This is a genomic window from Streptomyces griseochromogenes, assembly GCF_001542625.1.
Classification (GTDB): domain Bacteria; phylum Actinomycetota; class Actinomycetes; order Streptomycetales; family Streptomycetaceae; genus Streptomyces; species Streptomyces griseochromogenes.
In genome coordinates this window covers 2,255,259-2,270,563 of record NZ_CP016279.1, presented here as the reverse complement: position 1 = coordinate 2,270,563, position 15,305 = coordinate 2,255,259, and the positions used below count along the sequence as shown (strand labels likewise).

2 pseudogenes are annotated in these 15,305 nt (G+C 70.0%); both read right to left on the bottom strand.

Annotated features, from left to right (window positions below):
* Positions 1-16: 16 nt before the first annotated feature.
* Positions 17-94, bottom strand: a pseudogene (locus tag AVL59_RS56820) (polyketide synthase docking domain-containing protein); the annotation flags it as partial.
* A gap of 43 nt (positions 95-137) precedes the next feature.
* A pseudogene (locus tag AVL59_RS54015) lies at positions 138-15,218 on the bottom strand (type I polyketide synthase); the annotation flags it as partial.
* Between the last annotated feature and the right edge of the window lie 87 nt (positions 15,219-15,305).

Genomic DNA, 15,305 nt, shown 5'->3' with positions numbered 1-15,305 from the left:
CGCCCGACTCCAGCTTGCGCAGGCGCTTACGAGTCTCCTGAAGCTCGGCTGCAGCCTTCTTAAGGTAATCGAAGAGTTTTTCTTGGTTCTCCACGGGGACCCCTTAATTAACTTTGCCGTCAATAAGTCCGAGGGGATTAACTCAATCCAAGTTCTTTATCGAGGAAGTCAAACACCTGGTCGGGTGTTGCCGACTGGAGTTCGACCGCCTCGCTCTCGGACTCCGATCCGCCCTGCTCTTCGATCCACTTCGACAGGATGGTCTGCAGCCGCCTCGTGACGCTTTCACGCATATTCCGATCGGAACCCATACCCGAAAGGCTCGATTCGAGCCGGTCCAGCTCATCGAGTATCGGCACCGACGTTGTTTCGCCCTGGATGATCTCGGTCCGGAGCCAGGTGGCAAGTACCACTGGGGTGGGGTAGTCGAATACCAGCGTGGCCGGCAGCCTCAACCCCGTCGCCGCGTTCAACCGATTACGCAGCTCGACCCCGGTCAGCGAGTCAAAGCCCAGATCCTTGAAGGCCTGACTGTCCTGCACCGCTTCCGCCGAGGCATGCCCCAACACCACCGCTGCCTCGGCCCGCACCACATCGATCAGCACCCGGTCCTGCTCGGCCCGGCCCAACCCGGCCAGCCGCTGGGCCAGTTCACCCTCACTCCGCACCACACCCTCGGTGCCCGCACCGCCGCCGGCGGCGGCCAGTCGGCGCACCTCGGGCAGGTCCCTCACCAGAGGCCTCTGGCGCAAATCCGCCGCGCCCGGCACCGAGGCCAACTGCGCCCAATCTATATCCATCACCGTCAGCACCGGGTCTGGCTGTTCAAGTGCCTCACCCAGCGCTCGCACCGCCAGTTGCGGATCCATGGCGGGCATGGGCAGCCGACGCATCCGGGCCCGGATGGCTTCGTTGGATTCCGCCAGGCCGCCTCCGCCCCACAGCCCCCAGGCCACCGCGAGACCGGCCAGACCCCGGCCCCGCCTGCTTTCCGCCATGGCGTCCAGGAAGGCGTTCGCCGCGGCGTAGTTGCCCTGGCCGGCGGCGCCCAGCGTGGAGGCGGCCGAGGAGAAGAGAACGAATGCGTCGAGGTCGAGGTCCGCGGTCAGCTCGTCCAGCAGAGCCGCGCTCGCGGTCTTGGGCGCCATCACCGTGGCGAGTCGTTCCGCCGACAGCCGGTCGACCACGCCGTCGTCCAGCACACCGGCCGTGTGCATCACCGCGGACAGTGCGGGACCGTCCGTCCCGGTCCAGGCCAGCAACCCGGACAGATCCGCCCGCTCACCGACATCGCAGGACACGACATCCACGCGCGCGCCCGCCATGGCCAGCTCGGCCGCCAGCGCCGCAGCACCCGCAGCACCGGCTCCGGACCGGCTGGTCAGCACCAACCGCTGAGCACCACGGCCGGCCAGCCAGCGCGCCACGTGCCCGCCGATCGCACCCGTACCACCCGTGATCAGCACACTCCCACGCGGCACCCAGCCCTCGGCGGAGACACGCGGCTGCGCAGCCCGGCTCAGCCGACGACCCAGAATCCCAGCCTGGCGGATCGCCACCTCGTCCTCGCCGCATCCGGCCAGCACGGCCGCCAGCCGCGCTCCGGCGCGCTCGTCGAGTACGGCGGGCAGATCGATCAACCCACCCCACCGGTCCGGGTGTTCCAGGCCGACCACCCGGCCGAGGCCCCACACCTGCGCCTGCACCGGGTTGCTCAGCACCTCACCCGGCACGGCCGCCACCGCTCCGCGGGTGGCCGCCCACAGCGGTGCGACCACATCCGAGTCTCCGAGCGCCTGCACCAGGCCCAGCGTCGTGGCCACGCCCTGGGCCACCGCCGGATGCTCCTGTACGAACGTCTCGTCCAGCGCCAGCAGTGACAGCACACCCGCCACCGCACCAGGCTCCCTGTCCCGCAGCGCCTGAGCGAGGACCGCCGCCACCTCAGCCCGCTCCACGGCATCGGCCGGGACCTGGACCATCACCACGTCGGCGCCTCGGGCGGCCAGCGCCCGCACGCATCCGCGCGTCAGATCGTCTTCGGACTGCCCGGCAGCGGTCACCAGCAGCCATACGCCCGTCAGCACACCCGGGTCGGGCTCGGCGACCGGCGCCCAGCCCACCCGGTAGCGCCAGTTCGCGGTCGTGGAGCGGTCCTGCTCCCGGCGCCGCCACGAAGCCAGCGCCGGCAGCACCTCACCCAAATACTGCTCGTTCTCGATGGCGAGCGTGTCGGCGACCTGCGCCAGGTCTCCGCCCTCGACAGCGGCCCAGAACTGCGCCTCGGCCACCGTGCTCGCGCCATCGCCGCCCACGACCGATCCCGAGGCCAACAGCGCCGACGCTCCCTGGGGCCAGTACCGCTCGTGCCGGAAGGCGTACGTGGGCAGCTCCACCTGCTGTCCGGCGGGCAGCACGGCCGTCCAGTCCACTCCCGCGCCGTGCACGAACGCCTCGGCGAGCGAGGTGATCAGACGGGTCGCTCCGCCGTCGTCCCGGCGCAGCGTGCCGCACACCACCCCCGCCTTCGTGCCCGGGCCCGCCTCCAGCGCGGCCTCCTCGAGCGTCTCGGTGATCGCCCCGAGCAGCACCGGGTGCGGGGAGACCTCGATGAACACCTGGTGCCCCATGCCGGCCAGGGTCCGCACGGCGCCATCGAACTGCACCGACGCGCGCAGGCTGCCGTACCAGTAGCCGGCGTCCAGCTCGGTGCCGGTCAGCATCTCGCCCGTCATCGCCGAGACCATCGGCACCCGGCCCGCACGCGGAGCGACCCCGGCCAGAACCGAGAGAATCTCCTTCTCCAGCTGCTCCACCTGCGCGCAGTGCGAGGCGTAGTCCACCGCGACCATCCGGGCGCGTACGCCCTCGGCCTCCAGCTCCCGCTTCAGCTCTTCCAGCGCCATCGGCTCACCGGAAACCACCACTGCGGCCGGGCCGTTGACCGCCGCCAGCGACAGACGGCCCTCCCAGCGGCCGAGGCGTTCCTCGACCCGGGCGGCCGGTTCGGTCACCGACATCATGCCGCCGGCACCAGACAGCACGCGCAACGACTGCGAGCGCAGGGCAACGACCTTCGCGCCGTCCTCCAGGCTGAGCATCCCGGCCACCGTCGCCGCCGCGATCTCACCCTGCGAGTGACCCACCAACGCATCCGGGGTCACACCGGCGGCTTCCCACACCGCAGCCAGAGAGACCATCACCGCCCACAGCGCCGGCTGCACCACATCCGCCGACTCCAGCTCCGGAGCACCGTCCGCGCCTGCAAGAACATCGCTCAACGACCAGTCCACATACGGGGCCAGCGCCCGCTCACACTCAGCCAGACGAGCCGCGAACACCGGACTGGACTCAGCCAGTTCACGCCCCATCCCCAGCCACTGAGACCCCTGACCCGGGAAGACGAACACCACCCGGGCACCCGACCGCGCCACGCCGGACACGACCGACGCGGCGGACCCGCCGCGGGCCAGGTTCTCCAGGCCGGTCACCAGCTCATCGCGGTCGGTGCCGACCACCACGGCCCGGTGCTCGAACACCGACCGCGACACCGCGAGCGACCAGCCGACGTCCGACGCGTCCAGGTCCGGCCGGGCCACGGCCCACTCACGCAACCGGCCGGCCTGCGCCGCCAGTCCGTCCGCCGACCGACCCGACACCAGCCACGCATCGGCACCGGACACCACCGGTGCCCCGGTACCGCCCGCCTCAGGTGCCTCGTCGTCGAGCTCGGCGGCCTCAACGGCCGGAGCTTCCTCAAGGATGATGTGCGCGTTGGTGCCGCTGATCCCGAACGAGGACACACCCGCACGCCGTACCCGCCCGTTCACCGGCCACGGCACGGACTCGGCCAGCAGCTCCACCTCACCCGCCGACCAGTCCACATGCGACGACGGCTCTTCCACATGGAGCGTCTGCGGCAGCTGCTGGTTCTGCAGCGCCAGCACCATCTTCATCACGCCGGCGACACCTGCGGCCGCCTGCGTGTGCCCGATGTTGGACTTCACCGAGCCGAGCCACAGCGGCTGCTCCTCCGACCGCTCCTGGCCGTAGGTCGCGAGCAGCGCCTGCGCCTCGATCGGGTCACCGAGCTTGGTTCCCGTGCCGTGTGCCTCCACCGCGTCCACGTCGGCGGCCGACAGCTGGGCGCTGGCCAGGGCCGCGCGGATCACCCGCTGCTGAGAGGGACCGTTCGGCGCGGTCAGACCGTTGGAGGCACCGTCCTGGTTGATCGCGCTGCCGCGCACCACCGCCAGGACCGGATGCCCGTTGCGGCGGGCGTCCGACAGCCGCTCCACCACCAGCATGCCTACGCCCTCGGCCATGCCCATGCCGTCCGCCTGCTCCGAGAACGCCTTGGACCGCCCGTCCGCCGCCAGGCCGCGCGCCTGGGAGAACGCCAGGAACCCATCGGGGGTCGCCATGACCGTGATACCGCCGGCCAGGGCCAGGGAGCACTCGCCGGACCGCAGGGCCTGGGCGGCCAGGTGCAGGGCCACCAGCGACGACGAGCACGCCGTGTCCACCGTCACCGCCGGACCCTCAAGACCCAGCACATACGACACCCGGCCCGACAGAATGCTCGTCGCGTTACCGGTCATCAGGTGCCCCTCGGCACCCTCGAACTCTCCCTCGCCCTCCAGGCTGATCCCCACGTACCCGGATGCGTATCCGCCTACGAAGGTGCCGGTCTGGCTGCCCCGCAGACTCGCAGGATCAATACCAGCCCGCTCGAACGCCTCCCAGCACACCTCCAACAACAACCGCTGCTGCGGATCCATCGCCAACGCCTCACGCGGACTGATCCCGAAGAACCCCGCATCAAACCCACTGGCATCCTGAACAAACCCACCCGCCTGCGTATACGACGTCCCCGCATGCTCAGGATCCGGGTCATACAACCCCTCAATATCCCAACCACGATCCACCGGAAACGGCCCAATCGCATCCGCCCCCGCAGCCAACAACCGCCACAACTCCTCCGGACTACCCGCACCACCCGGGAACCGACACGCCATCCCCACAATCGCAACCGGCTCATCAACCACCACCGAACGCGCAGCCACCACCCCACCCACATCCACCGGCAGATCACCCGTCAACTCCGCCCGCAACAACCTCGCCAACACCACCGGCGTCGGATAGTCGAACACCAACGTCGCCGGCAACCGCAAACCCGTCTCCGCGTTCAACCGGTTCCGCAACTCCACCGCAATCAACGAATCAAAACCCAGATCCGAAAACGCCCGCCCAGGCTCAATCGCATCCCCCGACACATGACCCAGAACCGCAGCCACATTCCCCCGAACCACATCCAACAACAACCGATCCCGCTCCACACCCGACAACCCCACCAACCGCCGCCGCAACCCCTCACCCGCACCACCAACACCCACACCAGAACCCGACGCAACAACACGCCGAACCGGCACATCACCCGCCAACACCCGCCACAACGGCGGAACCTCACCACTACGCACCGCCTGAGCCCGCAAACCCGCCAAATCCAAACGAGCCGGAACCAACAACGCCTCACCACGAGACAACGCCACATCCAGCACCACCAAACCCTCATCCGCACCCAACGCCGCAATCCCCGACCGACTGATCCGCGACAACAACCGCTCACCCAGATCCCGACCGATCCCCGCCTCATGCACCCAAGGACCCCACGCCAACGACGTCCCGGCCAGCCCGGCCGAGCGTCGTTCGGCCGCCAGCGCGTCCAGGAACGCGTTCGCCGCCACATAATTGCCCTGCCCCGGCGCACCGAACGTCGCCGCCGCCGACGAGAACAGAACGAAATGCTCCAGATCCAAGCCCTGGGTCAACTCATGCAGATACCAGGCCGCGTCCACCTTCGGCCGCATCACCGCCGCCAGACGCTCCGGGGTAAGCGCCCCGATCACACCGTCGTCGATGATCCCCGCGGCATGGAAGACCGACCCCAGCGGGCAATCGGCCGGGATCTGACCCAGCAGCCCGGCCAGCGCATCCCGGTCGGCCACATCACACACGACCACCCGAACCCACGCCCCCAGCCCGGCCAACTCCCCAGCCAAAGCCGCCACACCAGCAGCCCCCGGGCCCGAGCGGCTCACCAGCACCACACCACCAGCCCGGCCGGTCACCACCAGATGCCGGGCCACCATCCCACCCAGCGTCCCGGTCCCACCGGTCACCAGTACCGTGCGTGAAGGTGCGTCGGTGTCCGGCTCCGGTACGACCAGGTCACCCTTCGGGCGGGTCAGCCGACGCCCGTAGGCGTGGTGGTCGCGGATCGCCAACTCCGGCTCACCGCTGCCGAGCACGGTCGGCAGTACGGCCGCGTGGTCGCCGGTGACGGGCAGATCGGCCAGGACCAGACGCCCCGGATTCTCCGACTGGGCCGACCGCAGCAGACCCCATACGGCCGCTGCCGCCAGGTCCGTCACGCCCTCACCAGCGGCCGTGGCCACCGCACCTCGGGTGACCACCACCAACTGGGCCGACTCCAGGCGCTGTTCCTCCAGCCACTCCTGCACCAGGCCCAGCATCGATCCGGCAGCCCGCTGGGCAGCCAGGGCGGCATCACCGGTGTTCTCCGTGTCCGCACAGACGAGCACCACCTGCGGGGCGACCTCCCCCGCCTCGATGGCGACAGCGACCTCGGCCAGATCGGCAAAGGCCCGGACCGGCACCCCGGCCGTGTCCAGCGCGTCGGCCAGGGCGAAGTGATCGGTGCCGATCAGCGCCCAGTCCCCGGCCGGGAGCGAGGCCTCGGACACCGGGACCCAATCCACACTGAACAGCGCATCGCTCACACCGCGATGAGTTGTTTGCAGTTGGTCCGCCGAGACCGGACGGCTCACCAGCGACGCCACCGAGACCACCGGCGCGCCGGTGGTGTCCGCCGCCGTCAGCGTCAAACTGCCCTGCGCGCTTCGCCGCAGCCGGGCCCGCAGAACCGACGCGCCACTCGCGTGCAGCTCCACACCCGTCCACGCGAACGGCATCCGGACCTCGCCCAGTTGGCCCTCGCCGGCCGCGTCCGCCTCCGTCAGCAGCGCCGCGTGCAGCGCCGCGTCCAGCAGCGCCGGGTGCAGGCCGAACGAACCGGCCTCCTGCGCCACGCCCTCCGGCAGCGCCACCTCGGCGAAGACGTCCTCACCGCGACGCCAGACCGCCTGAAGTCCATGGAACGACGGGCCGTACACGTCGGCCAGATGCACCGCGTACACATCCGCGATGTCCACTGCGGTCGCATCCCGCGGCGGCCAGAGCGCGAAGTCCTCCTCGGCCTCCTGCACGGCTTCGGCGGGGGCGATCACACCGCTGGCATGCTGGACCCACGGCTGCTGGGTGCCGGGCTCATCCGGACGGGAGAAGACCTCGACCTCGCGCCGTCCATCAGCGTCGGCCGCCGCCACCACGACCTGGACCTGCACCCCGCCACCGTCGGCGGGCACCACCAACGGCGCCTGCAACGTCAGCTCCTCCAGCAGACCGCACCCGACCTGGTCACCCGCTCGGACAACCAGTTCCACGAACCCGGTGCCCGGCAGCAGGATCACGCCGCCTACGACATGGTCAGCCAGCCACGGCTGCGTACGCACGGACAGCCGTCCCGTGCAGACCAACCCCGCGCCCCCGGCCAGTTCAACCGCCGCACCCAGCAGCGGATGACCCACCGCACCCAGTCCAAGCGACACCGCGTCGCCCCCTGCAGCAGATCCCGCAGTCATCAGGGCCAGCACTCCCTGGGGCCAGTACCGCTCGTGCTGGAAGGCATACGTGGGCAGCTCCACCCGCTGCCTGGCGGGGAGGAGCGCGGTCCAGTCGACGGGAGCACCGTGGACGAAGGCCTCGGCGAGCGAGGTGATCAGACGTGCCGCTCCACCGTCGTCGCGGCGCAGCGTGCCGGACACGATCCCCGCCTGTGCGCCGGGACCTGCCTCCAGCGCGGCCTCTTCCAGCGTCTCGGTCATCGCCGCGAGCAGCACCGGGTGCGGGGAGACCTCGATGAACACCTGGTGGCCCATGCCGGCCAGGGTGCGTACCGCCCTGTCGAACTGCACCGATGCCCGCAGGCTGCGATACCAGTACCCGGCGTCCAGCTCGGTGCCGGTCAGCACCTCGCCCGTCATCGCCGAGACCATCGGCACCCGGCCCGCACGCGGAGCCACCATGGCGAGCACGGAGGTGATCTCCGCTTCCAGCTGCTCCACCTGCGCGGAGTGCGAGGCGTAGTCCACCGCGACCATCCGGGCGCGTACGCCCTCGGCCTCCAGCTCCCGCTTCAATTCTTCCAGCGCCATCGGCTCGCCGGAAACCACCACCGCCGCCGGGCCGTTGACCGCGGCCAACGACAGTCGGCCGTCCCAGCGCACCAGGCGCTCCTCGACCCGGGCGGCCGGTTCGGTCACCGACATCATGCCGCCGGCACCAGACAACACCCGCAACGACTGCGAGCGCAGCGCGACCACCCGCGCGCCGTCCTCCAGGCTCAGCATCCCGGCCACAGTCGCCGCCGCGATCTCACCCTGCGAATGACCCACCAACGCATCCGGGGTCACACCGGCCGCCTCCCACACCGCAGCCAGAGAGACCATCACCGCCCACAGCGCCGGCTGCACCACATCCGCCGACTCCAGCTCCGGAGCACCCGGCGCGCCTGCAAGAACATCGCTCAACGACCAGTCCACATACGGGGCCAGCGCCCGCTCACACTCAGCCAGACGAGCCGCGAACACCGAACTGGACTCAGCCAGTTCACGACCCATCCCCAGCCACTGAGACCCCTGACCCGGGAAGACGAACACCACCCGGGCACCCGACCGCACCACACCCGACACGACCGACGCGGCAGGCACGCCACCAGCCAGACTCTCCAGCCCGGCCACCAGTTCCTCACGGTCGGCACCGACCACCACGGCTCGGTGCTCGAACACCGACCGCGTCGCCGCCAACGACCACGCCACATCCGCCGACTCCAACTCCGGCCGAGCAGCTACCCACTCACGCAACCGGTCCGCCTGCGCCGTCAGCCCGTCCGCCGACTGGCCCGACACCATCCACGCGGCGAGCCCATCGGCCACCACCAGCGCGGGGGCCGCCGGTGCTCCGCTGTCCACGGAGACCCCGGTCTCGGCAGGCTCGGGAGCTTCCTCGACGATGACGTGCGCGTTGGTACCACTCAGACCGAACGAGGACACACCCGCACGCCGCACCCGGCCGTTCACCGGCCACGCCACGGACTCGGACAGCAGCCGCACCTCACCCGCCGACCAGTCCACGTGCGGCGAGGGCTCCTGCGCATGCAGGGTCCGCGGCAGCTGCTCGTTCTGCAGCGCCAGCACCATCTTCATCACACCGGCGACACCGGCGGCGGCCTGCGTGTGCCCGATGTTCGACTTCACCGACCCGAGCCACAACGGCCGCTCCTCCGACCGCTCCTGACCATAGGTCGCGAGCAGCGCCTGCGCCTCGATCGGGTCACCGAGCGTCGTGCCCGTACCGTGCGCCTCCACCACGTCCACGTCGGCGGCCGACAGCTGAGCGTTCGCCAGGGCCGCCCGGATCACCCGCTGCTGTGACGGGCCGTTGGGGGCGGTCAGACCGTTGGACGCACCGTCCTGGTTCACCGCCGAGCCACGTATGACCGCAAGCACCGGGTGGCCCAGCCGCTGGGCTTCGGACAGCCGCTCCAGCACCAGCACACCGGCACCCTCGGCCCAACCTGTCCCGTCGGCGTCCGCCGAGAACGCCCGGCACCGCCCATCCATCGACAGCCCCTGCTGCCGGGAAAACTCGACGAACGTCCCCGGTGACACCATCACCGTGACGCCTCCGGCCAGTGCCAGCGAGCACTCACCGGAGCGGATCGCCTGAGCGGCCAGGTGCAGCGCCACGAGCGACGACGAACACGCCGTGTCCACGGTCACCGCCGGGCCTTCCAGACCCAGTGCATACGACACCCGACCGGAGAGCACGCTCGTCGCGTTACCGGTCATCAAATGACCCTCGACACCGGCCGCGTCCTGCCCCGCAAGGGCCACGCCGAGGCCATATCCCGACGCGAAGCCACCCGCGAACACGCCTGTGGCCGAGCCCCGTAGCGCACCGGGATCGATTCCGGCCCGCTCCAGCGCCTCCCACGACACCTCCAGCAGCAACCGCTGCTGCGGATCCATGGCAAGAGCCTCACGCGGACTGATCCCGAAGAAGCCGGCATCGAACCCGCTCACGTCCTCCAAGAACGCACCCTGCTGCACATACGACGTTCCGCCGTGTTCCGGGTCGGGGTCGTACAAGCTGTCCAGGTCCCAGCCGCGGTCGGTCGGGAAGCCGCCCACCGCGTCCTCACCCGAGGCCAGCAGGTCCCAGAACGCCTCCGGGCTGCCCGCACCACCAGGGAACCGACAGCTCATGCCAACGATGGCCAACGGCTCATCCGCAGCCGCCACGGCGACCACCGACGCGCCGGCACCCGCCTGCTCACCGGTCAGCTCACCCCGGAGATACTCGGCAAGGACCACCGGAGTCGGGTAGTCGAACACCAGCGTGGCGGGCAGTCGCAGCCCGGTCACCGCATTCAGGCGGTTGCGCAGCTCGACCGCGGTCAGCGAATCGAAGCCGAGGTCCTTGAACGCCCGCTTGTCCGGGACCGCCTCCGCCGAGGCATGCCCCAGCACCGCGGCCGCCTCGGCCCGCACCACATCCGTCAACAACCGGTCCTGCTCGGCCCGCCCCAACCCGGCCAGCCGCTGCGCCAGTTCACCCTCACCACGCACCACACCCTCGGTACTCACGCCCGCGGCAGACAGCTCACGGATCTCGGGCAGATCCCGCACCAACGGCATCTCCCGCAAGTCGGCCCCACCATGCGCCGAAGCGAGCTGAGCCCAATCGACATCCATCACCGTCAACACGGCGTCGGAACCCTCGATGGCCTCGCCCAGCGCCCGCACCGCCAACTGCGGATCCATCGCCGGCATCGCACCCCGCCTCACCCGGGCACGAACCGCCTCACTGGCCTCAGCGAAACCACCACCAGCCCACGCACCCCAAGCCACCGCCAGACCGGCAAGGCCACGAGCCCGCCGGTTCTCCGCCAGGGCATCCAGGAAGGCATTCGCCGCCGCGTAGTTGCCCTGACCCGCAGCGCCCAGCGTCGACGCGGCCGACGAGAACAACACGAACGCGTCCAGATCCAGCTCTGCGGTCAGCTCGTCCAGCAAAGCCGCACTCGCAGCCTTCGGACCCATCACCGTCGCCAGCCGCTCGGCCGACAGACGATCCACCACCCCGTCATCCAGCACCCCAGCCGTGTGCATCACCGCCGACAGAGCGGGACCGTCCACCGCCGTCCAGGCCAACAGACCGGACAGATCCACCCGCTCACTGACATCACACGCCACCACATCAACCCGCGCACCCTGAGCAGCCAACCCAGCCACCAAGGCCGCAACGCCAGGAGCAGAAGGCCCGGACCGGCTGGTCAGCACCAAACGCCCAGCACCCCGCCCAGCCAGCCAATCAGCCACATGCCCGGCAATCGCACCCGTCCCACCCGTAATCAGCACACTCCCACGCGGCACCCAACCCTCAGCCGAGACACGCGACTGCCCAGCCCGGCTCAACCGACGACCCAGAACCCCCGCCGCACGAATCGCCACCTCGTCCTCACCACAACCCGCCAGCACGGCCGCCAGCCGCGCCCCGGCACGCTCATCGAACACGACAGGCAGATCGATCAACCCACCCCAACGATCCGGGAGTTCCAGACCCACCACCCGGCCCAGACCCCACACCTGCGCCTGCACCGGACTGGCCAACACCTCACCCGGCCCAGCCGATACCGCCCCACGCGTAGCCACCCACAACGGCGCACCCACACCGACATCACCCAACGCCTGCACCAACGCCAACGTCGCGGCCACACCCCCAGCCACCACCGGATACGCCGACACCGGCACCTCATCCAACGCCAACAACGACACCACACCCGCCACCACACCAGGCCCGATCTCCCGCAACACCACACCGAGGAGCGAAGCCATGCCGGCCCGATCCACGGCCTCCTCCGAGACCTCGGCGACCACCACTTCGGCTCCCCGGGCGGCCAGCGCCTGCGCACACCTCTGTGTCAGGTCGTCGTCGGCTGACCCTGCCGTGGTGACCAGCAGCCACGGTCCGGTAAGCAAACCCGGGTCCGGTTCACCGACCGGAGACCAGCTCGCCCGGTACCGCCAGTTCGCGGTCACCGACTTGTCCCGCTCCTGGCGACGCCACGAAGCCAGCGCCGGCAGCACCTGGCTCAGATGCTGCTGGTCGTCGATCGCCAGCGTGTCGGCGATCCGGGCCAGGTCTCCACCCTCAACGGCAGCCCAGAACTGGGTCTCGGCCACCGTGCTAGCGCCATCCCCACCCGCCGTTCCCGGGGTGGGCAGCGCCAGGATTCCCTGAGGCCAGAACCGCTCGTGCCGGAAGGCGTACGTGGGCAGCTCAACCCGGTTCCCAGCCGGTAGCAGCACACTCCAGTCCACGGTCACGCCATGGACGAACGCCCGCGCCAGACCCGCAACCAGGCCCGCCACACCCTGCTCGTCACGCTCCTTACGCCGCTGAAGCGGGACGAACACACCCTCGTCACTGCCGATACCGGCAACGGCATCCGGCCCCAGCGCCGACAACGAACCATCCGGACCGACCTCAATGAACACCGACACACCCTGCGCCGCCAACGCACCCACCGCGTCCGCGAACCGCACCGCCTGACGCGTCTGCGCCGGCCAGTACCCACCCTCGCATTCACTGACCAGCTCACCGGTCAGAGCACCCGCCCACACCAGCTGCGGCCGGTGGTACTCCAGCCCCGCCGCAACCTCACCCAGCTCGTCCAGCACCGGGTCCATCGCCGCCGAATGGAAGGCATGGCTCACGCGCAACCGCCGAACCCGACGGCCCTTCTCCCGCCAGTGCTCCACCAGCTGGTCCACGGCGGCGACCTCACCGGACACCACCACAGACTCCGGCCCGTTGACCGCCGCGATCGACACGCCCTCCGTCAGCCCCGGCTCCACCTCGGCCTCCGAAGCACCGATCGCCGCCATCGCACCACCCGCAGGCAACGCCTGCATCAAACGCGCACGCGCCGCAACCAGACGGCTGGCATCCGCAAGCGACAACACGCCCGCCACATAGGCCGCCGCGACCTCGCCCACCGAATGACCCACCACCGCGTCCGCCACGACACCGGACGCCTTCAGCACAGCCGCCAACGCCACCTCGAACGCGAACAGACCAGCCTGCGCATACAGCGTCTGATCCACCAAGCCTTCGTCGACGCCATCGGCACCCAGGACGACATCCCGAACCGACACCCCCAACTCCAACTCCAACAACCCACACACCTGATCAAACACCTCGGCGAAGACAGGACTGCCCTCATACAGCCCCCGCCCCATCCCCACCCACTGCGAGCCCTGACCCGCGAACACCAAACCCACCCGCACACCCGAACGCGCAACCCCCGACACCACCGAACCCGCAGACGCTCCAGCGGCCAGCCTCTCCAGGCCGGTCATCAACTGCTCGCGGTCGGCGCCCACCACCACAGCCCGGTGCTCGAACACCGACCGCGACACCGCCAACGACCAACCCACATCAACCGGATCCAGCTCCGGCCGCCCACTCACCCACTCCCGCAAACGTCCGACCTGCGCGGTCAAACCCTCCGCCGATCGGCCCGACACCATCCACGCACCAGGGCCGTCGGCCTCGATCACCGCGGGCTTGTCGGCCGGTTCGGCCTTCTCGGTGCTCTCGTCGGCAGGTTCGCCCGTCACTTCCGTCGGCTCGGCGTCCTCGGACGGAGCCTCTTCGACGATGACGTGCGCGTTGGTACCGCTGATCCCGAACGAGGACACACCCGCACGCCGCACCCGGCCATCCGCCGGCCACGGCACAGACTCGGACAGCAAGCGCACCTCACCCGTCGACCAGTCCACGTGCGGCGAGGGCTCCTGCGCATGCAGCGTCTGCGGCAGCTGCTGGTTCTGCAGCGCCAGCACCATCTTCATCACACCGGCGACACCGGCGGCGGCCTGCGTGTGACCGATGTTCGACTTCACCGACCCGAGCCACAACGGCCGCTCCTCCGACCGCTCCTGGCCATAGGTCGCGAGCAGCGCCTGCGCCTCGATCGGGTCACCCAGCGTCGTGCCCGTACCGTGCGCCTCCACCACGTCGACATCAGCCGCCGACAACTGGGCGTTCACCAGGGCCGCGCGGATCACCCGCTGCTGAGAGGGGCCGTTCGGCGCGGTCAGACCGTTGGACGCACCGTCCTGGTTCACGGCAGTGCCCCGCACCACCGCCAACACCTGGTGCCCATTGCGGCGGGCGTCGGACAGCCGCTCCAGCACCAGGACACCGGCGCCCTCGGCCCAACCTGTCCCGTCGGCGTCCGCGGAGAACGCCCGGCATCGCCCATCCGCCGACAGCCCCTGCTGCCGGGAGAAGTCAATGAAGGTGCCCGGCGTCGCCATGACGGTGATGCCTCCGGCGAGGGCCAGCGTGCACTCACCCGACCGCAGCGCCTGGGCGGCCAGGTGCAGTGCCACCAGCGACGACGAACACGCCGTGTCCACCGTCACCGCCGGACCCTCAAGACCCAGCGCATACGACACGCGACCCGAGAGCACGCTCGTCGCGTTGCCGGTCATCAAATGACCCTCGACACCGGCCGCGTCCTGCCCCGCAAGGGCCACGCCAAGCCCATATCCCGACGCGAAGCCACCCGCGAAGACGCCTGTCGGGCTGCCCTGCAACGTTCCGGGGGCGATGCCCGCACGCTCCAGCGCCTCCCACGACACCTCCAGCAGCAACCGCTGCTGCGGATCCATGGCAAGGGCCTCACGTGGACTGATCCCGAAGAACCCGGCATCGAAACCCGCCGCGTCCTGCAAGAACGCACCCGCCTGGGTGTAAGAGGTACCCGCATGCTCCGGGTCAGGGTCGTACAGACCGTCCAGGTCCCAGCCACGGTCGGTCGGGAAGCCGCCCACCGCATCCCCACCCGAGGCCAGCAGCTCCCAGAACGCCTCCGGGCTGCCCGCACCACCAGGGAACCGACAGCTCATCCCGACGATCGCCACCGGCTCCGCCGCCCGCGCCTTCACTTCACGCAGCCGGGCGCGGGCATCCTGGGCGTCCGCGATGGCCCGCTTCAGGTATGTACGAAGCTTGTCCTCGTCAGACACGTTCAGCTCCCAGAAGTGATGTCCAGCAGTGGTAAGAGGAGGGCCGCGCATAGCGGGCGG